This is a genomic window from Acidilobus aceticus, assembly GCF_055392325.1.
In genome coordinates this window covers 1,374,271-1,397,834 of record NZ_AP042407.1, presented here as the reverse complement: position 1 = coordinate 1,397,834, position 23,564 = coordinate 1,374,271, and the positions used below count along the sequence as shown (strand labels likewise).

Annotated in this window: 24 protein-coding genes and 1 tRNA gene; 11 read left to right on the top strand and 14 right to left on the bottom strand. The window is 60.2% G+C overall.

Going from position 1 to position 23,564, the window contains the following annotated elements; all coding sequences use genetic code 11:
- Window positions 1–39: 39 nt before the first annotated feature.
- A complete protein-coding gene (locus tag ACZ5OO_RS07320) occupies window positions 40–747 on the top strand; it encodes a carotenoid biosynthesis protein (protein ID WP_464078131.1) in 708 nt (235 codons plus the stop codon).
- On the opposite strand, the gene ACZ5OO_RS07315 is transcribed toward ACZ5OO_RS07320, so the two are convergent.
- Window positions 734–2,389 (bottom strand): ABC transporter permease, encoded by a 1,656-nt coding sequence (locus ACZ5OO_RS07315; RefSeq protein ID WP_464078130.1) that lies wholly within the window; start codon window positions 2,387–2,389, stop codon window positions 734–736. The two genes, ACZ5OO_RS07320 and ACZ5OO_RS07315, sit on opposite strands and share 14 nt — an antisense overlap.
- A 306-nt stretch (window positions 2,390–2,695) precedes the next feature.
- On the opposite strand from ACZ5OO_RS07315, the gene ACZ5OO_RS07310 reads away from it, so the two are divergent.
- Complete coding sequence (locus tag ACZ5OO_RS07310; protein WP_464078129.1) at window positions 2,696–4,432, top strand: hypothetical protein; 1,737 nt, start codon at window positions 2,696–2,698, stop codon at window positions 4,430–4,432.
- A gap of 124 nt (window positions 4,433–4,556) precedes the next feature.
- On the opposite strand, the gene ACZ5OO_RS07305 is transcribed toward ACZ5OO_RS07310, so the two are convergent.
- Together ACZ5OO_RS07305 and ACZ5OO_RS07300 are read right to left on the bottom strand one after the other, a co-directional pair.
- Window positions 4,557–4,826 (bottom strand): hypothetical protein, encoded by a 270-nt coding sequence (locus tag ACZ5OO_RS07305; protein ID WP_464078128.1) that lies wholly within the window; start codon window positions 4,824–4,826, stop codon window positions 4,557–4,559.
- A 5-nt stretch (window positions 4,827–4,831) separates the two neighbouring features.
- A complete protein-coding gene (locus ACZ5OO_RS07300) occupies window positions 4,832–6,070 on the bottom strand; it encodes a YeeE/YedE thiosulfate transporter family protein (protein ID WP_464078127.1) in 1,239 nt (412 codons plus the stop codon).
- A 274-nt stretch (window positions 6,071–6,344) separates the two neighbouring features.
- Here ACZ5OO_RS07300 and ACZ5OO_RS07295 point away from each other — a divergent pair, with 274 nt between their 5' ends.
- Window positions 6,345–6,521: a hypothetical protein gene (locus ACZ5OO_RS07295; protein ID WP_158303782.1), complete on the top strand. Its 177-nt coding sequence runs from the start codon at window positions 6,345–6,347 to the stop codon at window positions 6,519–6,521.
- A gap of 5 nt (window positions 6,522–6,526) precedes the next feature.
- Window positions 6,527–7,963: an MFS transporter gene (locus ACZ5OO_RS07290; RefSeq protein WP_464078126.1), complete on the top strand. Its 1,437-nt coding sequence runs from the start codon at window positions 6,527–6,529 to the stop codon at window positions 7,961–7,963.
- A 55-nt stretch (window positions 7,964–8,018) separates the two neighbouring features.
- On the opposite strand, the gene ACZ5OO_RS07285 is transcribed toward ACZ5OO_RS07290, so the two are convergent.
- The 7 genes from ACZ5OO_RS07285 to ACZ5OO_RS07255 all read right to left on the bottom strand — a co-directional run bounded on the left by ACZ5OO_RS07285 (window position 8,019) and on the right by ACZ5OO_RS07255 (window position 15,227).
- Window positions 8,019–9,539: an ABC transporter substrate-binding protein gene (locus tag ACZ5OO_RS07285; protein ID WP_464078125.1), complete on the bottom strand. Its 1,521-nt coding sequence runs from the start codon at window positions 9,537–9,539 to the stop codon at window positions 8,019–8,021.
- A 114-nt stretch (window positions 9,540–9,653) separates the two neighbouring features.
- On the bottom strand, window positions 9,654–10,337 hold the full coding sequence (locus tag ACZ5OO_RS07280; RefSeq protein ID WP_464078124.1) for a TTX_0299 family putative ATP pyrophosphatase: 684 nt from the start codon (window positions 10,335–10,337) through the stop codon (window positions 9,654–9,656).
- 39 nt (window positions 10,338–10,376) lie between these two features.
- Window positions 10,377–10,946, bottom strand: coding sequence for a GNAT family N-acetyltransferase (locus ACZ5OO_RS07275; protein WP_464078123.1), 570 nt, complete (start codon window positions 10,944–10,946; stop codon window positions 10,377–10,379).
- 169 nt (window positions 10,947–11,115) lie between these two features.
- Entirely contained in the window at window positions 11,116–11,679 is a 564-nt protein-coding gene (locus ACZ5OO_RS07270; protein WP_013266517.1) for an acetate uptake transporter, read from the bottom strand.
- Window positions 11,680–11,683: 4 nt separating this feature from the next.
- On the bottom strand, window positions 11,684–13,663 hold the full coding sequence (acs, locus tag ACZ5OO_RS07265; RefSeq protein WP_013266516.1) for an acetate--CoA ligase: 1,980 nt from the start codon (window positions 13,661–13,663) through the stop codon (window positions 11,684–11,686).
- A gap of 119 nt (window positions 13,664–13,782) precedes the next feature.
- A complete protein-coding gene (locus tag ACZ5OO_RS07260; RefSeq protein ID WP_013266515.1) occupies window positions 13,783–14,763 on the bottom strand; it encodes an amidohydrolase family protein in 981 nt (326 codons plus the stop codon).
- Window positions 14,764–14,822: 59 nt separating this feature from the next.
- Window positions 14,823–15,227, bottom strand: a complete 405-nt coding sequence (locus tag ACZ5OO_RS07255; protein WP_013266514.1) for a helix-turn-helix domain-containing protein — start codon at window positions 15,225–15,227, stop codon at window positions 14,823–14,825.
- Between the two features lie 144 nt (window positions 15,228–15,371).
- Here ACZ5OO_RS07255 and ACZ5OO_RS07250 point away from each other — a divergent pair.
- Window positions 15,372–15,447, top strand: a tRNA-Arg gene (locus tag ACZ5OO_RS07250).
- A 252-nt stretch (window positions 15,448–15,699) separates the two neighbouring features.
- Here the strand turns inward: ACZ5OO_RS07250 and ACZ5OO_RS07245 are convergent.
- Window positions 15,700–17,292, bottom strand: a complete 1,593-nt coding sequence (locus ACZ5OO_RS07245; protein WP_464078122.1) for an N-6 DNA methylase — start codon at window positions 17,290–17,292, stop codon at window positions 15,700–15,702.
- Window positions 17,293–17,681: 389 nt separating this feature from the next.
- On the opposite strand from ACZ5OO_RS07245, the gene ACZ5OO_RS07240 reads away from it, so the two are divergent.
- The 5 genes from ACZ5OO_RS07240 to ACZ5OO_RS07220 are packed head-to-tail and all read left to right on the top strand — an operon-like array spanning window position 17,682 to window position 20,466.
- A complete protein-coding gene (locus ACZ5OO_RS07240; RefSeq protein ID WP_148217119.1) occupies window positions 17,682–18,038 on the top strand; it encodes a 30S ribosomal protein S24e in 357 nt (118 codons plus the stop codon).
- The gene (locus ACZ5OO_RS07235) at window positions 18,038–18,220 is read left to right on the top strand and encodes a 30S ribosomal protein S27ae (protein WP_013266510.1); all 183 of its coding nucleotides are present in this window, start codon (window positions 18,038–18,040) and stop codon (window positions 18,218–18,220) included. Before ACZ5OO_RS07240 ends, ACZ5OO_RS07235 begins: the two co-directional genes overlap by 1 nt.
- Window positions 18,180–19,235 (top strand): KEOPS complex N(6)-L-threonylcarbamoyladenine synthase Kae1, encoded by a 1,056-nt coding sequence (kae1, locus tag ACZ5OO_RS07230; protein WP_464078121.1) that lies wholly within the window; start codon window positions 18,180–18,182, stop codon window positions 19,233–19,235. Before ACZ5OO_RS07235 ends, kae1 begins: the two co-directional genes overlap by 41 nt.
- Complete coding sequence (locus ACZ5OO_RS07225) at window positions 19,214–19,912, top strand: Kae1-associated kinase Bud32 (protein ID WP_464078120.1); 699 nt, start codon at window positions 19,214–19,216, stop codon at window positions 19,910–19,912. Before kae1 ends, ACZ5OO_RS07225 begins: the two co-directional genes overlap by 22 nt.
- Before the next feature lie 11 nt (window positions 19,913–19,923).
- Window positions 19,924–20,466, top strand: a complete 543-nt coding sequence (locus ACZ5OO_RS07220) for an XTP/dITP diphosphatase (RefSeq protein WP_048812968.1) — start codon at window positions 19,924–19,926, stop codon at window positions 20,464–20,466.
- Here ACZ5OO_RS07220 and ACZ5OO_RS07215 read toward each other — a convergent pair.
- The 3 genes from ACZ5OO_RS07215 to ACZ5OO_RS07205 all read right to left on the bottom strand — a co-directional run bounded on the left by ACZ5OO_RS07215 (window position 20,429) and on the right by ACZ5OO_RS07205 (window position 22,574).
- Entirely contained in the window at window positions 20,429–20,701 is a 273-nt protein-coding gene (locus ACZ5OO_RS07215; protein ID WP_013266506.1) for a hypothetical protein, read from the bottom strand. The genes ACZ5OO_RS07220 and ACZ5OO_RS07215 overlap by 38 nt on opposite strands.
- A 67-nt stretch (window positions 20,702–20,768) precedes the next feature.
- Window positions 20,769–21,485, bottom strand: coding sequence for a DUF364 domain-containing protein (locus ACZ5OO_RS07210; protein WP_013266505.1), 717 nt, complete (start codon window positions 21,483–21,485; stop codon window positions 20,769–20,771).
- A gap of 69 nt (window positions 21,486–21,554) precedes the next feature.
- Complete coding sequence (locus ACZ5OO_RS07205; RefSeq protein WP_464078119.1) at window positions 21,555–22,574, bottom strand: radical SAM protein; 1,020 nt, start codon at window positions 22,572–22,574, stop codon at window positions 21,555–21,557.
- Between the two features lie 183 nt (window positions 22,575–22,757).
- On the opposite strand from ACZ5OO_RS07205, the gene ACZ5OO_RS07200 reads away from it, so the two are divergent.
- On the top strand, window positions 22,758–23,447 hold the full coding sequence (locus ACZ5OO_RS07200; protein ID WP_048812967.1) for a peroxiredoxin: 690 nt from the start codon (window positions 22,758–22,760) through the stop codon (window positions 23,445–23,447).
- The last annotated feature ends 117 nt before the right edge of the window (window positions 23,448–23,564 follow it).

Genomic DNA, 23,564 nt, shown 5'->3' with positions numbered 1-23,564 from the left:
TTTTTAACTCAAGTGAGGCAGCGACAGCGGGGCCTTAGCTTGAACAGGCTTAGGCTCGTCGCCTGGAGCCTCTCGGCCTTATACCCTCCCTTCCTGTTCCTGTCAGTCCTTGACGTCCCGCGGCCCCTCAGCCTCGTTGCGGCCGTAGTATCAACCCCCATCTTCTTCGTCGCCTTCTACCTGCTGGCGTCCTACTCCGAGCTGGGAGGGAGGAGGACCCTCTACTTCCTCGCGGCCTCGGCGGCCATATCGTACGCCTTCGAGTTCCTGGGGGTGCACTACGGCCTCCCCTTCGGGAAGTACTACTACACGAAGGGCCTCGGACTCAAGGTGCTTGGGGTGCCGGTCTACATACCGCTGCTCTGGGCCTCCCTGGGCTTCTACTCGCTGGCCGCCACTGGCAGCTACCTCGCGGCCTCCCTGGCAATGGTGGCCATGGACCTAGCCTTTGACCCCTTCCTGACCATAGAGGGCCACCTCTGGCTCTGGCAGACCAGGGGGCCATACTACGGGGTGCCCATAACTAACTTCATCGGCTGGTTCGTGGTCTCCATGGCGTTCTACTACGCCTACGACGCACTGGGGAGGGCCAAGCCAAGGCCGCGGCTAGTCTCCAGGGCCTTCTACCTTGAGTACGTGGCGGCATGGTCAGCCATGGACTTCGTCTCAGGCCTTTGGCTTGCAGGGGCCGCGGGGCTCCTGGCGGCGTCCCTGGCCCTGGCCCTTGGAGCCCTCACAGGAACTTGAGGCCGCTGGCCCTGCTCCCCCTGGCTATGAGCGACAGGAACACTATGTCGAGCACCATGGGGGGCAGCGCGGCGACCAACGCCATGGAGGCCAGCAGGCCCCAGTCTATGGTTGACTCCTGTATCGCGGTCAGCGCGTATATGGTTACCGTCTGGGCCCCCTGGGGCGGGAAGCCAAAGTTGTACGGGGTCGCCGAGAATATCAGCGGGTAGAAGAGGGCGTGCCAGGCCCCCACGGCGGCCAGCAGGAAGGTTGAGAGGAGCACGGGCCTGGAGAGCGGGAGTATGAGCCTCCTGAACTTGCCCTTTATGTTGAACAGGTCAGCGACCTCGTCGTATGCCTTTGGGAGGTCAACGAAGAAGCCGTTCATTATCCACAGGGCGTAGGTCACGTAGCCGAGGGGCATTGCCGTTATAAGCGCCCACCAGGTGTTGAGCAGGTGCGCCCTGGCAAAGGCTATGTAGAGGGGTATGACGAACGCCATGGGGGGCAGGACGTAGAGGTAGATGGAGAGGGGCAGCAGCCAGCCCCAGGCCCTGCCCCTGGCTATCTCATATGAGGCCCCGGAGGCCAGGAGGACCGCTATTACCCCAACTGCCACGCTGACGACCACGCTGCTGACCATGTAGGGCACCGAGCCCCTGAGAGCCTGCACGAAGAACGCGCTGGTGAATTTGACGGGTATCATGATCGGGGGTGACCTGAAGTCAAGGGTGTTGGGCCTGAATGCCACGAGGAACATCCAGTATATGGGCATTACGTTGAAGAACAGTATGACTGAGAGCACTGCCAGCATTATCCCCTTGAACACCGGGTCTGGCAGCCTCACGCTGACCGCGGGCAGCAGGGCGCGCCTGCTCCTCAGGACCCTGAAGAGGGCTATGGCCGGGACTGTCGCCAGGGCGGCTATGGCGGCCGCTATCAGGGCCCCCGCGGAGTAGCTGTTGAGGTTGTACACGGCCTCATAGGTGAGTATGCCCAGCGTTGTGGTAGCGTAGCCCGGCCCTCCCCCGGTGAGCACGTAGGGCGCGTCGAAGGCGCCGAAGCTGAAGGCGAGCTCTATTATGAAGGCTATCAGTATGGCCTTGCTAGCCAGCGGTATGGCCACCTCGCCGTAGTACCTTGAGAGGCCTATGTTGTCTATCATGGCGTTCTCCCTTATCTCGGGCGGTATGGACCTGAGCGTCGCGTATATTATTATGAAGGGGAACGCTATTGCGCCCCAGACGCTGACAAGTATGACGCCGTAGAGCGCCGTGTTAGCCAGGTAGAGCGGGTCAAAGCTTATGTGGAGCAGGTAGGTGAACCACCCCCAGCCGCCGCCGTAGAGGCTTATGGACCATATGAGCGCCGCCGAGACGAAGGGCACCGTGTGCGGGAGCACCGTCAGCAGCGAGAGCGGCCTCTGGTACTTCACGTCAAGCATGTCAACGGCCACGGCGGCCACCAGGCCTATCAGGGTGCCGAGCACTGAGGTGGCCACGGCAAGTATGAAGGTGTTGAGGAACACCTGGCCCACGGGCACGAGCCTTAGGGCCACCAGGGCCGAGCGGAAGTCAAGGCCGACCAGGGCGAACGTGGCGAAGAAGGGGACTACCCCAAAGGCCGTTATGTAGGCCACGTAGGGGGCCGTTAAGCGCAAGCAGCTTCCCAAGGAACTGGGGGGCAGGGATATTTTAAGCGTAGCATGGCCAAGAGGCCCCCAGGCCCGCGGCGGGCCCTGGAGCTTAAGGCGGCAATTTTCCTACTGGTCTCCCATATGGAATTTTTAACATGTAATTGCAGCACATAAGAGGCGAGGCCTCTTGCTCAGGCAAAGGCCTGAGCAAGGCAGCGCTGAAGGGCGGCGGCTCGAAGCCGTCACTTTGACTGCGCGCCGCCCGCCGGCGGAGCTAAAATGGTTCTCCGGTGAAGTTTTTTAACGCTAAACGGGGGCCACCGCTGGGGCGTGCTCCCAGTGTCCCTCCTCCTTCACCCCCGCGGGAGGGCCTCGCTGACCGCCAGGGCCGCCGCCGTCCTCATAATAATTGTCACCGCGGCCTCGGCGCTCCTCACGGGCATCTACGTCCTGCCCGGCGCCTTGGTGAGGGGCAGGATCATCATAAGGGCCTTCTACCTCAGGGGCGGCGACCCGGTTCAGATAACCAACGCCTCCTTCTCCGTGTGGGCCTGGGCGCCGACGCAGAACAGCACTGAGCTCATGCCAGTTTACAACGGCGTCGGCGCCCAGGCGGTGGTCAGCGTCGGCAGGCTGCTTGCCTGGGCCGAGGACTGGATGAGATACTACGGCCAGGGCGCCCTGACCTCCTTCGAGCCCTCCATAATCGTCTGGGTGATGTACCCCATAGACCTGCCCAACGGCAGCGTTGAGCTGGCCATAGAGCCCCAGCTGGAGCCCCTGAACCTCAGCGTGCCCCTGAGCGGCTCAGGCGCCGTGCTTGAGGTCCAGGTGTCCCGCCCCTTCAAGGCCATAGTCGGCCCTGGGCAGCCCAGGCCTAGGGCCGCCTCCGCTGGCGCCATCATGTCGGCCCAGACGACTACTACGACAACAGCGCCCATCACAAACACGACCTCAGCCCTAGGGGGGCAGCTGGGGCGCTGCTGGCACAATTACTACTATGAGGCCGCGCCTCACGTGCTCTCCTGGTACCCCAACAGCAGCGGCTTGGCCCCCATAAGCCTTGCAGTGGCAGTCCTGCAGCCCAGCCCTGACGCTACTTCGAACAACCTCCAAGTGATGCTGCTGGGCCCTACGGTCCAGTACGTGGGGTTCAACGCGGTCATGATAGCCTCCGGGGCAATAGGCGCCGCGGCCCAGCACTTTAACAGCGCGGGCCTTGAGGCGCTCAGCGAGGCCACCAAGGCCCTGTCGCCGCTTGTGGTCAACCCTTCCCTTTCCTTTGAGTACGTTTCAGTATCTTCATGGGAGGACGGCAACGTTTTTACGGGAGGGCCTGACGTGGCGCAACTCTACGTTGTCGGTCAGATAGCCTTCATAAACTGGACCGTGGTTAAGTACAGCGCCGCCTGCGACAGGGCTGTTGGCTATGTACACGCCTGGTACTTGGGCCCCCTCGTGACTGCCTTAAACGTCTACAGGAGCGGCACGGGTGTAGCGCCTATAGTGCACCTCTGGTATAGCTACGTGAACCCCGTGAACCTCAGCGCCTGGGCCGAGGAGAGCGCGCTGGCCTACGAGGCCTCCCAGGGAAACGAGGGCGCAGCTGAAATACTGGGAAGCCTCGAGGTCGCCTACCCGCCGCCCCCAACGCCGGCCCCCATCTTCTGGGGCTCGTACGACGTCAACCTCACGCCACTTAAGGTTGTGCCCACCTTCGGGAGCCTCTCCATTAGCTACACCAGCCTCGAGGTCGACGGGCCCGAGAGCACCTACGCGGTGGGCCTTGACGTGGGATCCATAGCTGTTTCAGCCCTGGGGGACCTCGCCTGCGACGGCGCCCCGTGCGGCCCCCTGCTGGCCGGGGCCCTCGAGCCTATCACCTTTGGAACCCACACCTTTGCCGTCGACAGCGATATTATAAGCGTCCAGAACGGCCTCAAGAGCCCGCCCGTCTACGTCTACTTCAGCAACCTGACCCCGGTTTACTATAATTACTGCTCTGGCATTAACTTCACCATGCCCCATAACATAATCTACGTGACGTTTAATGGGTCCGCCGGCTGAAGCCGCCTTTACAAGAGTTTAGAAGCTTCACTTTCACGGGCGTGCCAGAGGGGAAGCCTAGAAGCGGTTACCAAAAAAGGAGAAGTAAAGTGATTACCAAAAAACTTCGTAAGCTAGGGGATCGTCACTTCTTCTCTGCCTGCTGGCCTCCCTGCTGCTCCACGGGCTGGCCAAGCACTGAATACGGGTACTGGCTGTAGATGACGGCAGCTATCACCAGCAGTATCACAGTTATTATACCTACTGAGGCCACCTGCCAGCCCGTCAGCGGGGTCATAGCGGCGTCGTGCGTCACTATTGCAGCTATCACCAGCTGCATTATGAAGGCTATTATGAATATCGCCTTGAAGGTCCTGTCCATCTTGTCCAGGGTCTCCTCGCTCACCTTCGCCATCTCCATCACCTCCTCCTCTGGTAGTAAACCCTGCCGACCAGCACCATGCTCAGGAACACGAAGCCGGCGAACTCGAGGCCGCTGAGGGCCATCTCAAGGCCTCCGCTCAGTATGTGCCCGCTGGCGCAGCCGTCAGCCATCCTGGCGCCGAGCAGCATCAGGTACGCCCCTCCGAAGCTGCCCAGGAACCTCACTGCGCTGTTGGTGCCGAACCTCTCGGCCCAGCTGGGCGGTATTATGTTCCTGAAGGCCGTGAACCTCCTGGTCAGGAATATGGCTGCGAAGAAGCTGCCCATCAGCGTGCCTATGTCGCTGTAGGGCTCCCACCCTATGCCCTTGAACACTATCTTGCTGTAGGCGAAGTTGGGCATGAAGAGGTGGCCGGCTATCCAGCTGTCCGTGGTGGACTCCCCGAATATCTGGTGCAGGAACATCTCCGCAACCACCGTGAGGGCCACTATGCCCGCCACGGAGACCATGAACCACCTGGTCACGTTGCTCTCAACCGCGTAGTACTCGTTGAGCTTCTGCGCCAGGCTCCCCTTCTTGTATGGCAGTGCGCCGTCCGTGAGGTACCTCGCGGTGTCCTCGTGCATCTTCATCTCAACGGGCGTCACCCTCTTCTCAATGTTGGCCCTCAGGCAGCTCCTTGAGCCTCCCCTGTACCTCGGCACGTAGTACGCTATGAGGAACATTATTATGCCGTAGACGAGTGCTATGCCGAACAGTGAGTACCTGTTAAGCCCAGGCCACGGCACCAGGTACTCTGTACCGCTCAGGTGAGTTGCGCCTATTATCTGGCTGCCGAAGTTGAGCGTCCCCACGAGCGCCTTCCTTATGGCCGGGTCCTGGTACATCGCCGTCCACGTCGCGGCCCCGAGTATAGCGCCGAACAGCGCGTAGACGGCGTCCCTCCTGCCCTCGCCGAGGGCCATCCATATGGATCCTGGGAAGTAGCCTGAGAGTGCCAGCCCTGAGCCGAAGAGCACGCCTCCAAGGCCAACGCCTATCACGTAGAGGGGCTTGGGGCCCCAGTGGAAGCCCACACCGAGGGCGTAGAGGCCGAAGAGCACTGGCGTGCCTATTGCAAACCCGAGGGCTATGCAGTCAAGGAACAGCCTGTCCTCCCACTTCGCAAGGCGTATCAGCGTCTCAGGGTTGGCGATGCCCCAGGCCTCCGCCGCGGCCCCTATTATGAAGCCTATTATGAGGCCCACCCACATGGGGGCCGTGTATGTTATCAACCTACGCCTCACCTCACTAAGGTTATTTGACTAAATTAGCTAGAATCGTAAACGGAGGTTTTACACCAAATACGTTATAATTACAAATATCGTTTAATAACTTATTAAAAAATTGTATTAAAATAAAAAATATGTCGAAAAGTAATCTAAAGCTTCTAATATATATAAGCGTTCTTTTTATTTAAAAGCTAGTTAATTCCTAAAGTGCTATTATGACTTGAGCCCCACGCCAACGCTTTAAAACTCTGGGGCCCAGGGCCAAAGTGTGGTCGCCTTGAGCTCCATAGACGACGTGCTCAGAAGGAAGGAGGACGAGTCCCTCAGGAAGCTTAAGGAGGGCTACGAGCAGTACCTCAAGTCCATAAGGGACATGAAGGAGCAGGCCCTGAGGGAGGCCTCCAGGAGGCTGGACGAGGCGGCCAAGGAGTTCGTCAGGTCGCTCACGGGGTAACTGACTTGTCCCGCCCCTGGAGGTACCCCAGGGAGTACCTCAGGCTAGTGTCAATAGTGACCTCATTCGCGGCCATCCTAACCCCCCTGGACAGCACAATAGTCAGCGTCTCCCTGCCGGCCATAGCCAGGGGCTCGCACGCCAACTACCTGGAGACCATCTGGGTCCCCGTGGGGTACCTGGCCTCGCTCTCGGCGTTCCTCCTGCTCTTCGGCAGGCTTGGCGACGTGCGTGGCAGGAAGAGAGTGTTCACCGTGGGCTTCCTTATATTCACCGTTGGCACGATCATGTGCGCCCTCTCGGTCAACGGCCTCGAGCTCGACGCCTGGAGGGCCGTGCAGGGCCTCGGGGCCGCCATGATACTGTCCAACAGCGGCGCCATAATTACCGAGGCCTACCCGCCGTGGGAGAGGGGCAAGGCCTTCGGCTACTGGACGCTTGCGGTCTACACTGGAACAACTGTAGGGCCCGTGGTGGGAGGCGCAATAACAAGCTTCAGGTACATAGCTGGGGTGCCGAGCTGGAGGTGGGTCTTCCTGGTCACTGTGCCCCTTGCCGCCCTCGGCTACGCCCTGTCCCAGGCGTACCTTAAGGAGTCGGAGCGCGTTGACGAGCCTGTAGACGTGCTCGGGGGGCTGCTGGCGGCCGCGGGGATATGGCTCACCCTCATGGGCCTCACCGTCGGGGCCTTCGAGGGCTGGTCCCCTGAGTACCTCTCGCTGCTGGCGGCCGGGCTCGCCCTCATCTCAGCCTTCGCTGTCAGGGAGTCGAGGCTTGGGCCGCGCGCCCTCCTGGACCTCAGGCTCTTCAGGTCCGTGCCCTTCTCCGCGGGGAACCTGGCGGCCCTCCTGAACTACGCTGGATATTTCTTCGTGCCCTTCTTCCTAAGCTACTACATGATAGAGGTCCTGGGCATAGGGCCCATATACGTGAGCCTCGCCCTCCTCTCCCTGTCGCTGGCCATGGTTGTCCTCTCCCCCGTAAGCGGGAGGCTCTCGGACAGGGTGGGGGCGAGGCCGCTCGCCACCGCTGGGATGGCAATAATAGCGGTCGGCCTGGCCCTCCTGATGCAGCTCGGCCTGAGGGCGTCGCTGCAGGACATAACGTGGAGGGCCGTGCTCCTGGGCATTGGCATGGGCCTCTTCTCAAGCCCTAACACCGCGTCCGTCATGGGCGCGGCCCCAAGGGACAGGCTCTCAGTGGCCTCGGGCACGCTGAACCTGATGAGGTTCGCGGGGCAGTCGCTGAGCCTGGCCCTCGCGAGCGCCCTGGCGGCCTCCTACATTCCAAGGGGGGTCCTCGCGACCATATTCACAGGGCTGCCGGCGGCCCAGGCCGCCAGCGCGGTGAGCTTCGTGCGCGGCCTCAGGGCAATATACATGGTTATGATATGGCTAGTGGTGGCCGGCGCCGTGGCGTCAGCCATAAGGGGCAGGAGCTGATCGCCTACAGGAAAAGAAAAAATGACTATGATTACAATGATTATATATGCCTCTGTCACGAAGAGGAGGTCGTGGTCGAGGCGTAGTACGACTTCAATATGCTTATGTACTGCGCTGCCACCGAGTTGAGCACCTGCTGCGGGCTCTGGCTGGTCGGGTTCTCAAGGTAGTTCAGCAGCGCGTTGCCGAGGGCGTTGCCGAGCTGTAAGGTGACCGGCACCAGCGGCTCCCACGCGTTGCCGTACTCAGCCGAGATCTCGTTGGCCAGCAGCCAGTTCTTCTCGTAGGCCGGCACCGAGGAGTTCGACAGCAGCACGCTGTAGGCCTGCTTCGATATCGGGAACAGGCCCAGCTTCAGGAACATCTCCTCCTGCACCTGCGGCGACTCTACGAACTGCAGGAACTCAAGGGCGAGCTGCTTGTTCTGCGAGTACCTGCTTATGCCAAAGTAGGTGCCCCCTGCCATGGAGTAGTTGCCCGGGAGCGGGGCCAGGCCTATCTCGCTTGGGCTCACGTTCTGGGCAAGTATGGCGGCCAGCCTTGAGGCGTAGTTCACGGCCGCGGGGCCGTAGCCCTCGGCGAAGAGCTCAGGCGTGTTGTCAAACGACACCTGGAACACAGTCGGCGAGGGCTCGTAGCTGACCAGCTCCCTGAGTATCTCAAGGGCCTGGACCCCGGCCGAGGTGTTTATGGCGGGCGGCGGGAACGGGTAGGTCCAGCCCTTGGGGTAGCAGCCGTAGAACTCTATGCCGAAGCCGGGTATTCCATGTACTGTGCCGCAGTTGAGGCTCTGGTTGTGTATGTAGAACCAGCCGTATATGGACTCGAAGCTCGAGTCGAGGTCGCCGCCGGCCGTGTCGTCCATTATGAGGACGCCGTACTTGGTTATGTTGTGGCTCACGAAGAACTGGCTCACGTCAACCACGACGGTCCAGTTGTGCCAGGTCCACGGGTTCAGCTGCATGTGGTACTCGTTGTAGAACTCCTGCTGCAGGGTGGCGTTGTCGAAGTACTTGGTGTTGTATATTATGAGCACGTTTGAGACCCAGGGGGCCACGCCAACCATCTCTGAGGTGTTGGTGGTGGCGTTATATATCACGCCGCCGAAGCTCTCAGCCGGCCAGAGTATGTCGCTGGTGTTTATCACCGACGAGTTCAGCGGCACCAGGTAGGGCGCCAGCAGCCTCGCGCTGGTGGGAGTGAACGTCACTATGTCATAGGAGCTCTCGCCGGCCTTCAGGACTGTGAGCTCGTTTGTTATGTACTCCGTGAACGGGTAGGCGTCGACCTTGATTACAACGCCGGGGTGCTCCTGCTCGAAGAGCTGGGCGGCCATGCTGAGGAACTGCTGCGGCGCGCCGGTGTAGGTCGCTATCGTTAGCGTGACCTGCTGCGAGCTCGCTGACGTTGAAGTTGTGGTCGTAGATGTGGTTGTTGGCGTCGGCTTTGTTGAAGTTGTGACCTTAGAGGGCCTGTGCGTGTAATATATAGCGAGGCCGGCCACCGCGACAATAATTATTACAACAACTATGGCCGCCAGGGCGGCCGTGGAGATCGAGCCGCGACTATTTCCCAAAACCGAACCCGTCTGACCCCTGGGATTACTCAGCTATAAAAGGCTCCCTCCCGCTGGCTACCTATTAAAACGTAATGTAGGTAATTTACCTAAAGGCCCATAAGCCTATAGAGGCTACGGCGTGCCGAAGGCCCTTATGTAGGAGCCCAGCGCGGCCTGGTTGAACGGGGCCGCCACAAGCTCTATGTCGCAGCACTCCATGGATATCCTCCTGACGTTGAACGTCCTGAGCGGGGCCCTGTGGAGCGGGGAGTTAACGACGACCGTATGGTACTCCCCGTTCTCGCCAAGGGGGTCAGCCCCGTCGCTCTTGGCAAGGGACAGGAACCACTCTGAGTTGTGCCTGTCCACTACCTCGCCGACGGCCCTCCTCAGGGCCCTTGTCCTGGCCCCCAGGACCTTCATGGAGTAGCCCTCCTCAAGGTCCTTCATGAGTATCTCCAGCGTGTCCTGGCCCCACAGGGGCTCGAGGAGCGACGCCCCGGCCTCCGAGGCCAAGGACTCCATGTACTTGAGGTGGTCCTCAACGAAGACGTCGCCAGCTATGAGTTTGTCAGCGTTCAGCTTCCTCAGCAGGTCGGTGGTCTCCTCAAACTCCTTGCCCCTGTCAAGCCTCGCGACGACTATGGGCTTTCCTATGAGCGAGGCCTCGGCTATGGTGGCGCCGACGTTCTCTATGTGGGGGCTCGGCTCAGGGAAGTCGTACACCAGGAACAGGAGGATGTCAACGGGCCAGGCCAGCGAGGCGGCCCTCAGCCCGTCCTTGCCGCCGGAGAACATGGCGACCCTGCTTCCCATCCTGATCCCAGCACAGCCAGGGTCCAAGGGATTAAATGCCTAAGGCTTTACCGAGGCTATGGCCTCGAGGTACCAGGGCTCCAGGGAGCCCCCCTTCTCCCTTATTGCGTTTAGGCACCTGTCCCTTATCTTGGCCACCTCGGCCTTACCGTGATAGACGTCGCCCTCGCACTCAAGGTTAAGCCCGACCTTCTCGCCTATCCTTATGGCAGCGTAGTTGTCCCCGTGCATGTAGGCCTCCATGGTCTTGATCCCCCTCCTGTAGGCCTCAAGTATCAGCAGGGCGGCTATCACTGTGGCCAGCCCCCTCCTCCTGTGCTCCTCCTTCACTGCGAAGGCCAGCTCAGCGCTCCTGCAGTCCGAGAAGCCCTCGCCCAGGGCAACTATGTCATTGCCAAGGAATGCGCCTATGGCGTAGTTGCACTGCCCCGAGAAGAGCCTCCTGGCGTGCCCCTCGAAGTCCTTGAATATCCCCAGGAACCTGTAGTAGAGCGAGAAGGCGTCCAGCGACGAGTAGAACTCCACCACGTACTTGGCGTCCTCGGGGCAGAGGAGTTCAATGGAGTAGCTGCCCAGGGCTGCGAGCCTCTCCCTCCTGCAGGAGCTCAAGGGTCCACCGCGCTAAAAATGCGAGATAACAAATATATAAATTGAGGAAAAATGGTCCGTGAGATCATGGTTACTGGCACTCCTGTGGGAGAGCCCCTCAGGCGATAAAATAAAGGAGGGCCGTAAATTAAAAAAGTCAAGCTATTAAAGTAAAGGGGCTCCCTGGGCCTTAGGTTGGCAGCGCCTGCCCCCTGGCGACCCAGTTAATCAGCAGGGCGGCCCCGAGGTAGAGCGCGTCAAGTCCAGTTATGACGCCTATCCACCCCCCTGCCCTGGTTATGGCCGCGCTGCCGGAGAAGAACGCCGCTCCCAGGACCCAGAAGGTCAGGGTCAGCAGGGCGAGCACTGAAGTGAGCACCCTGGCCTTGGCCATGTAGGCGCCCACCGCGTAGATCAAAGTAAGCACCCCCCAGAGCACGAACCACGCCCCGAGCTCGGCCCCGCTCATGCTGAACACTGAGGGGTCCCAGCTGCTCAACACGAAGGCCATGGCCAGCCCGATCCAGAAGAGGCCGTAGGTGCTGAAGGCCGTGCCCCCGAGCATGTTGCCCCTCTTGAAGTCCATCCAGCCCGCGAAGACCTGGGCGGCCCCTCCCCAGAAGAAGGCATAGGCCAGGGTGAGACCCGCAGTTGATATTAGGCCGGCGTTGTGAAGGCTTAGCACTATGGTAGTCAGGGCGAAGCCCCAGAGGCCCAGGGAGCTGGGGTCCGCGAAGGGCTGGTCCTGGCTCAAGGTCTCACCTCATCTGCGACTTGAACTCGTCCCAAGCCCTCTTGAGCTCGTCGACCGCGGTGGGGTCCTCTAGGGTTGTCGTGTCGCCCAGCGGCCTGCCCTCCATTATGTCCTTCAGCAGCCTCCTCATTATTTTGCCGCTCCTCGTCTTTGGCAGCTTGCTCACGAACAGTATCGCCTGGGGGGTCGCTATGGGCCCTATGTTGGTCCTTATCATGTCTATGAGCTCCTTCTTCAGATCCTCGCTGGGCCTGTAGCCCGCCTTGAGCACCACCGCGGCCACGGGCACCTCACCCTTTATCGGGTCAGGGACGCCTATGACGGCCGCCTCGGCGACGGCGGGGTGCTTTATCAGCGTGTCCTCTAGCTCCGCCGTGCCTATCCTGTGGCCGGCCACCTTGAGGACCTCGTCGGCCCTGCCCAGCAGCCAGAAGTAGCCCTCCTCATCCTTGACCGCGTAGTCGCCAGGGTAGAAGTAGCCGGGGAACCTTGACCAGTAGGTCTTGACGTACCTCTCAGGGTCGCCCCAGACACCGAGCAGCATGCCGGGCCACGGCCTCTTTATGACCAGGTACCCCTTGACGCCCGGCGGCGTGGGCTTCCCGCTCTCGTCAAGCACGTCGGCCTCTATGCCAGGCATCGGGAAGGTGGCTGAGCCCGGCTTGAGCTGCACAAGCGATATCCCGGGGGCCGGAGCTATCATTGCGGCCCCTGTCTCCGTCATCCACCAGGTGTCCACTATTGGGCACTTCCCCCTGCCGACTACCTCAAAGTACCACTTCCAGACGTCGGGGTTTATGGGCTCGCCCACGGTGCCGAGTATCCTCAGAGTCGAGAGGTCGTGCTTCTTGACCCACTCGTCGCCGTACTGCCTCAGCATCCTGAGGGCAGTCGGGCTCGTGTAGAATATCGTGACCCCATACCTCTCCACTATCTGCCACGGCCTGTCGGGCTGCGGGTAGTCTATGGCCCCCTCATACATCACCTCCGTCGCGCCGTTGAGCAGCGGGCCGTAGACTATGTAGGTGTGCCCCGTTATCCAGCCCACGTCAGCCATGGTCCAGTGCACGTCCTCGGGCCTTATGTCCCAGTTCCACTTGAACACGTTGTAGACGTAAACCATGTAGCCGCCCACGCTGTGCATTATCCCCTTTGGCTTGCCGGTGGTCCCGCTGGTGTACAGTATGAAGAGGACGTCATCGGCCTTCCTCGGGACGGGCTTAACGTAGGTGTTCTCAGGGTACTTTGAGACGAGCTCGTGGTACCAGACGTCCCTGCCCTCGTTCCAGGCCACCTGGTTGCCCAGCCTCCTGACAACTATGACCTTGTCGACCTTTGCCCCCCTCTCCTCGGCCAGCCTAACGCCCTCGTCGGCGTTCTTCTTGAGCTCGACGACCTTTCCCTTCCTCCAGTAGCCGTCGGCAGTTATGAGGACCCTCGACTTGGCGTCCACTATCCTGTCCGCCAGGGCTGACGGGCTGAAGCCCGAGAAGACCACGCTGTGTATCCCGCCTATCCTGGTGACCGCCAACATGGATATCGGGAGCTCGGGTATCATCGGTAGGTATATTGTGACCGTGTCGTTGGGCTTGACGCCCAGGTCCTGCAGCGCCCTGGCGAACTTGTTGACCTCGCGGAACAGGTCCCTGTAGCTGAGCACCCTCGTGGTGCCGTCCTCCCCCTCCCAGTAGTAGGCGACCTTGTTGGCCACGTGCGTGTTCATCCACCTGTCCAGGGCGTTCAGGTTTACGTTGGTCTCGCCGCCGACGAACCAGCGGTAGAAGGGCGGGTTGGAGTCGTCAAGCACCCTGTCCCAGGTGCGGTACCACACCAGCTCCCTCGCCCTCTCGTCCCAGAACCTCATGGGGTCGGCCAGGCTCTGCCTCCAGAAGTCGACATACTTGTTGTGGTACGGGTGGTACTTCTCACCGTAGGGCAGGAGCTCTATCTCCTGTTTAGAAGGCGACTCGGACAAGGACTCCACCTCCCTCTGTCCACTCCGTTCACTTGTATACACTATTGGATTAGTTTAAAAGATTTCTATGGTGGGCTTATATGTAAATATTCCCACTATTTTATAATTTAAAAAGCACTTTTATGACGTCAGAGCCCCACGCCGTCGTAGAGCGGCGTGACGCAGGACGCCCTGAAGACCTCCTCGGCGACGCCGTGGGCGTAGCCCTCGAGCTCCTTGCCCCTCCAGCCGGAGGCGAGGAGGGTCATGAAGACCTCCTCCATGTACTCCCTCAGGCTGGAGTTCGCTACTGCCGGGTAGTCGGAGCCGTAGAGGACCCTCCCAGCAGGGAAGTCCCTGAGCACCACGGGCACCAGCTGCGGGGGCAGGGCCGAGGTGTCAACGTAGACGCTTTCGAACCTCCTGGCAAGCGAGAGGGCCTCCTCAAAGAAGACGCCCGGGGCTATTGCGCTGTAGCCGCCGGCGTGGGCCACTATAACAGTGGCGTCCCTGTGCCTGGAGAGGAGCGGCTCAAGCTTTGAGGGGTCGCCGTACTTGCAGTACCTCGGCAGCTCCCATATGCCGGGGTCGCAGCCCCCGTGGACCACGACGGGAACCCCCTTTCTCTCGGCCACTTCTATCACTGCCTCCACCTGCTCCGAGCTGAGGTACTTGAGGAAGAGCGTCGAGATCACCTTGAAGCCCCTGAAGCCCAGGGAGACTGCCTCCTCGAGCTGCCTTGCAAGCTCGTCCGGGCCCAGGCTCAGGTTGGCCGGGTACATCACCGGGAAGTTCACTACCCCGGCGAGCTCGGAGTGCCTGGCGAAGGAGCAGAAGCTCTCGGAGAGCTTAACGGCTGAGAGGTAGAGGCTCTCGGGCTCCAGCTGGTCCATTATGTCGCCGGCCAGCTTCTCTATGAGGCCCCTCACCCTCTCGTGCTCGCTCTTAACCTCCTCGAGCGGTATGGAGGCCAGGATCTCCTTGAACGGCGGTATGCCCAGCAGCACTGCGCCGCCGACGCCGCTCTCCACGAGCCCCCTTATGTAGCTGTTGACCTCGCCCCTCTCCCTGAGCAGCGGCATGTGAACGTGGGCGTCCACTACGCACTCTACCGGCACGTCTGCCCTCATCAGCCGCGCCTGTGCCGCTGGTGGGCAAGTGAAGTTAATATGTACACAGCAGTGTGCCCTCATGAAGACTTGCGACAGGGCACAAGCCTGTTGGCCGTGAGGTAAGCCTGTATGTCCTGGCCTGGCAGGAAGTAGTAGGACCTGCAGGGCCCTCCCGAGGTTGCCTTGACGAGCATGACCAGCCCCTTCCTCACCAGCGAGGTCAGCGAGTACCCCAGGGAACCTATGGAGATGCCCACGCTCGCCGCTATCTCCTCCCTGGTGTGGAGCCCCCTGGAGATGGCGTCCATTATGGCCCTCTGCACCGCGCCTACCTTCCTCGACCTGCCGTCGACGCCCATGAGCGCCTTGGAGACCCAGAGCACGGCGGGGCCCTCAACGACTATGCTACCGTCGTCGTAGCATGTGACGTTGCCGAACTTAACTGAGACCCCTATTGAGTTGCACTGGACCTGCTTTGCCAAGACGCACCCCGTACCAAGACTGAAGCTTGTTAATGCGTGAGCATAAATACATTCAAGGGCTCTTCATAAAGACCATAGGCCCTGGCCTGCGTTGCCGTGGAGTACTGGAAAGAAATAATGTCCCCTGTCCCACCTTGTAAACAGGGGTCCGTGGCGTAGCCAGGACCAGCGCGCCGGCCTTCGGAGCCGGAGGTCGGGGGTTCAAATCCCCCCGGACCCGTCAGGACCTCGCGAAGTCCTTGCCCAGGGCGCCGCATGCGGGGCGCCTGGGCGGCGGCTCCCTGCCCGCGTACGTGCGGCCGCAGAAGGGCATGTCCAGACGTAGCCGCATGGCTAGGATTAAGAGCTGTAGTGAAGCGTTTTATGAGCCCTTTGAAGGCCTAGAGAGGAAAGGAGGCGATGGGAGTCATGTTAAAAACCTAAGACAGACCTACCCCCGTCCTGTAACCGATTGTAGCTTAAACTTAAGCCCTTAGAGTTCATGGATAGAGTTAGGGGGGTCCTTGATAATTGTTGCATTAATGCTTCTAATGTCCAAATACTCTTCTATCGCTTTTTCCGCGTTTTGAACGCTGCTTAGATCCACATCCTTGACTTTCGAGGGCACAGGAATTTCCAAGTAGTCATCCTCTAACAGCCTGGTCCAGTTGTCCGATATCCTCTTACTGAAGGTCTGCAATATATACTGCATAATGCCCGAGTTAAGCCAAGCGGCTATCAGCGGGTTGTTCTCCCTTATGATGTAAAAGTTCTTTGACGCGCACAGCGGTTTCTCGCTGTAGTTGGCCAGGATCACGTGTCTAGTCGGATCTAACTTGTCATGAATGAAAACGTGCCCATATGGCTTTTTGGTCTGCAGCTGTCTCCACACGTGCTGGTACCACTTGCTGCCAAACTTTAAGGCGGGTATGTTCTGCCTCTCGCCCCACTCAACGTACTTCGCGACGTCGCCCTCCGGGTCATCATTGATTGCAATAGCGTAAAACCTGGGGTCGTGCACTACAATGCTGTCATTATAGTATTCGGGCTTCCTGAGGCACTTGACTAAATACCTCTTGGGAAGCCTCAGGGTCTGCTCCCTGTTGCTTATCAGGACGGAGCTTTCGTCCTCCCCTACGATGCTCCACGCCCTGTTTGGGATGAAAAAGAAGTCTGGGCCGTACATTTCCACGCCCCTTATAATTTCCCCCTTCCTCAGGTAACGTAATAGCCCCATATCTAAGGCTTTCTCAATCATCTCAGCCACCGCTTTTGCGTTATCATAATCGAATAAGCTTAGCCAGTTCCTGTCTAAAAGTTTGGGCATTTTACTTAGGTTTACCCTGCGCGATTCCTTTAAGTTGCCATCATACTGGTATATGGCCGTCTGCACGGCGTTAAACTCGAACAGCTTTCTCTTTCTAAGGAATACTATGAGCTCCTTGAATCCGCTTCCAGAGCTGAACGAGGGCGACTTTAAGTTCTCCGCCATTGCGAGAACGTCGTACCTGTACTTCAGGAGCTTCTTCACTCCGTCGCCCTGCCTCGTGTAAAACGTTGACGCCGGGAGCACGAGCAGCGCGTGCCCGCCCTCCTTCAATATGTAGTCCATTAGAAATATCGACAGTATGTGAAGCCCGGGGTCCCTCCTCGAAACGAAGCTGCCGTAACCGTGCGAAATTACGGAGTTGAGCAGCTCGTCCCTGTTACTTATCAGGTGCCACCTGACGAAGGGAGGGTTAGAAACTATTATATCGGCCTTGTACTTCCACGCCACCTTGAACGCGTCACCGCATATAACTTCCACGCTATCGTAAATTGAGGAGAGCATTTTACGCCCCAGCTCGCAGGGCTCTTTATTTATCTCAATGCCAATGACCCTGCTAGGTTTAACCAGGTCGTCAACTGAGGAAAGTAGGACGCCAGAGCCCATGAAGGGGTCCATTAATACAGCCCCTTCCCTGCTTGGGACTTCCTTTAGGAAGGACCTTATGACTGAGATTCCATCATATGTAGTGTAGTATGAAGACGTCCTTTTCCTGTCCACGAGGTCCTGCACTTTATATTGACTTTCATCTATGTGCATGATCACGCCCTTTCCGCTACTACCTTTTTAATTATAGTTATACCTAAGGCCCTCCCGGCCAAAACTGATGCCGCAGCGCGGCCCTCGCCCCACAACTTACTTCTACCCAACATCTTAGCCATACTATGGCTTAGGCTTGATATTATATAAACCTAACGCCGGCGTGGCCGGTAATACCAATTAACTCCCCAGCCCTTTGAGAGAGATCCGACTTCTTCTCTTCTTCTATTACCTGTTACTAAGCCTTGCTCATAGCCGGGCGGCCGCCCTCGCTCATAAAGGTCCCTCCGACTTTAGCCGACCTCAACACTTAAGCTGAGCCGCCGGGTGACGCCTGAGGTGCTCAAGGGTTAAAATCCCAGGTGACAGGCCTAAGTGAGGTGCCAGGCATGCCAGAGGCCAAGAGGGTTGACCTGGGAGATGGCTCTTGGCTGGAGGTACTCTCAGAGAGGAGGAACGACCTCCTCAAGCGCACTGAGGTAGAGGCGCTGGCGCACCACGAGCTCAAGTCGACCCCCGCCAGGAGCGCCATAAGGGAGGCAGTTGCAAAGGCCTACAACAAGGACGCTGAAGCGGTCTACGTTAAGACGATAAAGACCAGCTACGGCGTCGGCATATCTAAGGTTCACATCCACGTATATGACAGCCACGATGACGCAGTTAAGGTCGAGCCCCAGTACGTCCTTGCAAGGCACGGCGAGGCGGAGAAGAAGCAGGCCAAGACCAAGGCAGGGGGTGGCAAGTGATGGCGAAGCAGGTAAAGGCCTACGTGCACCTGCTCTACGAGGTAGACTACAACAACATGACTATAAAAGCAAAGAACAGGAAGTGCCCCAAGTGCGGCAACTTTATGGCCCACCACCTGAAGCCTGTCGAGAGGTGGCACTGTGGCTACTGCGGCTACACGGAGTTCGTCGTCCAACAGTGAAGTAATTGTACTTGGAATAGAGTCGACCGCCCACACGTTTGGCGTCGGGGCCTCCAGGTGGACCTCGGCCGGGCCCGAGCTCCTCAAGGACGCCAGGAGGAACTACGTGCCTAAGCAGGGCGGCATACTGCCCAGGGAGGTGGCCCAGTTCTTCAGCCAGGTAGCCGCGGAGGTCGTTGAGGAGGCCCTCTCAGTGAACTCGCTTACGCCGAGGGACCTGGACGCCATAGCGGTGGCCCTGGGCCCCGGCATGGGGCCCCAGCTGAGGGTCGGGGCAACGGTCGCCAGGGCGATGGCGGCGGCCCTCAAGGTGCCCCTGGTCCCCGTGAACCACGCCGTGGCCCACCTGGAGGTGGCGAGGTACACCACGGGGCTCAGGGACCCCGTGATACTTTACGTCTCCGGCGGCAACACTGCAGTGACTACGTTCGTTGAGGGCAGGTACAGGGTCTTCGGCGAAACCCTTGACATGGCCCTTGGCAACCTCCTCGACACCTTCGCCAGGGAGGTCAAGCTGGGGCCGCCGTACGTGGTCAACGGCAACCACGTGGTTGACGCCTGCGCCGAGGGAGGGGAGTTCATAGGGTGGTTCCCCTACGTCGTGAAGGGCCAGGACGTCTCCTACTCGGGGCTGCTGACTGCAGCGCTTAGGGCCCTCAGGAGGGGGGCTAAGCTGAAGGACGTGTGCTACACACTCAGGGAGGTGGCCTTCTCAGCCGCCGTCGAGGTCACCGAGAGGTGCCTGGCCCACACGGGCAAGAGGGACGTCGTGCTAACCGGCGGGGTCGCCGCCAACAGGGTGCTTAACTCAAAGCTCGAATCCATGGCCAGGCTCCACGGCGGGACCTACAGGGGGGTCCCGGCTTACTACAGCGGCGACAACGGAGCCATGATATCGCTGGCCGGCCTCCTGGCGCACCTGAGCGGGGTGCACGTTGAGCCTGAGAGGGCGTTCATAAACCAGAGGTGGAGGCTCGACGAGGTGGAGGTACCTTGGTATGGGAAGCTTCTATGATAGAGTCCTGGGCCTCCTCGCTGACCCTGCTCAAGAGGGGGGCGGAGTCGGAGGTGAGGCTGGGGGACTTCATGGGGATGAAGGCGATATACAAGCTCAGGGTCAGCAAGCCCTACATGGACCCGGCCCTGGACTCGAGGCTCAGGGCGCAGAGGACCCTCAAGGAGGCCAAGGTGCTCTCCGTGGCCCTGGCCAGGGGGGTCAGGGTGCCGAGGCTCTACGCGGTCTTCCCGTCGCTCGGACTCATAGTGATGGAGTACGTCAGGGGGCCCACCCTCAAGGAGCTCGTGGGCTCCCCTGGCTGGGAGTCGCTCGCAGAGGACGCCGGCCTCCAGCTGGGGCTTCTCCACTCGGCCGGCATAGTTCACGGCGACTCAACCACGTCTAACATGGTGGTGAGTGACGGCGGCGTGACCCTGATAGACTTCGGGCTCGCCGACTTCTCGTCAGAGCTGGAGGACAGGGCCGTGGACGTGCACCTGCTGAGGGAGGCCGTCACCAGCACCCACCCCTCCGCGGCGGGGAGGTTCATGGAGGCCTTCATGAGGGGCTACTCAAGGGCCCTAGGGGAGGGGGCGGCGGAGGAGGTCAGCAGGAGGGCCAGGGAGGTGGAGATGAGGGGCAGGTACGTCGCCTCGAGGAGGAGCGTGTGGGCTGGGGAGGGGGGAGAGGGGTGAGGAGGCTCTACATGGTGACGCACAACGACAGGAAGTTCCTCGAGGCCTCGCTCATACTTAAGCCCTACGGCATAGAGCTGCAGCAGATAAAGGCTGAGAAGCTTGAGGTGCAGGACGAGGACGTCGTGAGGATAGCCGAGGTGGCCGCCAGGCACGCCTACGAGCAGTTCAGGGTGCCGCTCATAGTTGACGACTCTGGCCTTTACATAGACGCGCTTAACGGCTTCCCAGGGCCCTACAGCAGCTTCTTCCTTGAGAAGGTCGGCCTCGGCGGCGTCCTGAAGCTCCTCAGCGGCGTCACTAACAGGAGGGCCTGCTTCAGGACCGGCCTGGCTTACGCGGATGAGGGCGGCGTCAGGACCTTCGCTGGCGAGGTCTGCGGCTCCATAGCTGAGTCGCCCAGGGGCTCGGGCGGCTTCGGCTACGACCCGTTGTTCGTGCCTGAGGGGCACAGCAGGACCTTCGCTGAGATGGGCGTCGAGGAGAAGGACTCCATGTCGCACAGGGGCAGGGCCCTCAGGGCGTTTGCCGAGTGGTACCTGAAGCGCTCCTGATCCACGGGGGGCAGAGGTAGACGGAGGCGAAGGGCTCCCCCGAGCTGCAGAGGGTCACCACGTAGCTCCTGGCCTCGAGGCCCTCAATCCTGCTGCAGTACGCCCTGTCCGGCTGCCTCGAGAGCCTCGGCACGCTGACCTCCTCCACCAGGCCGGGCCATAGCGTGACCTCGAGCCTGGCCCTGTAGGGCCCCGGCCCCGCGACCTCCTTCAGGTTGACGAGGGGGAGCCTCAAGCCTATCCCCCAGTTGTTAAACTTGTATACAAGAGGTATTATTTTAACCTTTCTATTAATAGAGAAACTAGAGCTGGACTGTCGCCTTCCTCAGGACCTTAGAGTGGAGCAGGGCCCCGGCCCCGTAGCCCATGGTTATCATCGAGTAGGCCTGCTCCCTGTCGACCACCGTGGAGCCCCCCAGGGCGCCCCTGAGGCCCTCGAAGGCCTCGGGGAGCATAGGGGTCGTGGGGCCCACAACTATGAGCTGGGACCCCCTGGAGAGCTCGGCTATCCTGTTTATGGTCTTGTTGACAACAGTCACCCCGGTGGCTATTACAAGGTCCATCTGGGGCAGCATCTCCTCCTCGGCGTACCATGGCAGCACGAAGTCCTCCTCGGAGGGGGACAGCTCAAAGACGTACACCTTGGCCGTCCCGCTGAGCCTCCTCACGTAGGGCCTTATGTAGCCCACTATGGCCACCTTTGAGCCGGGGCTGACCTTGACCAGGTCAAGGGGGTCAACCGGCTGGCCCCCGGTGTTTACAAGCGCGTTTATGGTGGCGACCCCCACGGCTGCCATAACTGGGTCGTAGGAGAGGGCCAGGCCAACCGCCTCCTCGGCCGACCTAGGGGGGCTCCAGGGGTCCCTGTTGGGCTTGACCCAGTCCCAGTCAACATAGGCGAGCCCTGCCCTGCCGTCGTCAAGCTCCACGTAGGCGTACCTGCCCACGGCCACCCTCCTTATTGCCCTGCCCCTGGCCCTCGGCAGCGACTCCTCCACGAGGGCCTTGACTACGTTCAACGCTTCACCCCTCAGTGTATGGCATGTGAAGGATAAATCCCTACCAGCAGGACTTAGGCCCCGCTCAGCCTAGGAGCACTCCCTGAAGGCCTCAGCGGGGTCCTCGGACTCCGACTCGCAGAGCACGGGCGACCTGGCCTGGGTCGGGTAGGTCACCACGACCCTCGCCACGGCGCCCTTTGGCAGGCTCACCTGTTCCCCCGGCCTGAAGTAGCCTATAACGTTGCCGTCCTCGCCAACTATTTCGCCCCTGGCCACGGTCCCGTCGTCCAGCGGCACCTCGTACCACCTCAGGTCCCTTGAGGCGGTCCTCCTGTACCTGTTCCTCACCTGGACCAGGTCCTTGAAGGAGACTGGGCAGAAGTGCACCGGCACCCTGACGCTGCTCTCAGCCCAGGAGAGCACCTCCATGGCGGCCCTCAGGGAGCCCTTGACCGCCGCCTCCCTCGAGTCGTCGGGCCTGAGGCCCCTGAGCCTGAGGGGCTCCCTGTTGGGCTCGGCGAACTCCATCTCGTCAAGGTTAACGAAGTGCCCCCCAACTGAGTCCACGAACTTTATGACCTCCTTGACCCAGCCCTCGAGGCCCGGGGCTATGGGCATCTCAGCCCCCACCCTCATGCCGGTGAGCTTGACGGCGTACTCTATTCCCTTCATGTAGTTCTTGCTGACGGGGTGAAACCTTATCTCGTCAAGGCCCGCCCTCCAGAGGGCCAGCAGCGCCTCTGGGGTTGAGTGCCTCCCGGGCGTGTAGAGGTGTATGTGGAACTCCGGCCCGAAGGTGGCCTTCAGGGCCCTTATGAGGGAGAGCGTCAGCGGCAGGTCCGCGAGCGGGTCCCCGCCCGTTATGCTTGCCCCGGTGGCTCCCTGCCTCTCCACCTCCCTTATTATGTCGTTGATGTCATAGGCCCTCTCGTCGTTCACGTACATCACCCTCCTGCCGAACCTGTCCCTGTCGACGGGGCAGTAGAAGCAGTTCTCGTCGCAGACGCCGGTTATGAAGATGACCGCCTTGAGGCCCGCGTAGCAGAGCTCGCAGCCCCTCGTCAGCCTCCCCGTCATGAGGCCCTTGGTGGCGTCGCCCAGCAGCATTTGCTCCCTGCCGGCCTGCGGGGGCTGGGGACCTTTATGCGCTAGTAATGACTGCGCGCCTACTGCTGCGCCGGCCGATGGCCTTAAAGTTGCGGCTATACTAAGCTATTCTCTACATAGAGAAAGGCTTTTAGCGATGCCCTGCACAGTCAAGCGCGACCAGCCATGTCGGCCTCGGAGGTCATCTCCCAGGAGAGGATGCCCCTCATAGGGGAGAAGTTCCCAGAGGTTGAGGTAGCGACGACGCACGGAAGGCTGAAGCTGCCCGACTACTTCACCTCCAAGGGCAAGTGGTTCGTCCTCTTCAGTCACCCGGCCGACTTCACGCCGGTCTGCACGACCGAGTTCTACAGCTTCTCGCTGTACTATCCTGAGTTCGAGAAGCTCAACACGGGCCTCATAGGCCTCTCGGTGGACGGCAACCCGAGCCACATATCGTGGGTGCAGTGGATAGAGCGCAACCTAAAGATAAAGGTGCCGTTCCCTATAATTGCAGACCCCCTCGGCCTCGTGGCCAGGAGGCTGGGCATGTTCCACGCCCAGAGCGCTACCAACACCGTAAGGGCCGTCTTCTTCGTTGACAGCAAGGCCACCATAAGGGCGATAATATACTACCCGCTGGAGCTCGGCAGGAATGTGAAGGAGATACTGAGGGTCGTGAAGACCCTCCAGCTGATAGACAAGACCGGCGCCGTTGCCCCAGCCAACTGGCCGAACAACGAGATAATAAAGGATAACCTGCTCAACCCCACGCCTGCAAGCGTAGAGGAGGCGTCCCTGAGGCTCACCCAGTTCAAGGGCTACGACTGGTGGTTCACCTTCAGGGAGGCGCCGAGGGAGGACGTTGAAGAGGCTAAGAAGTATGCCCCCTGAGGGCCGCTCAACATTACCATAACTTTTTTGAAAACTCTTTCTCGCTGAAACAATTTTTAGGTGAAAATACTAAGTAAACGTTAAAACTTCTCACATGCATAGACAAGGTAGCAAGGT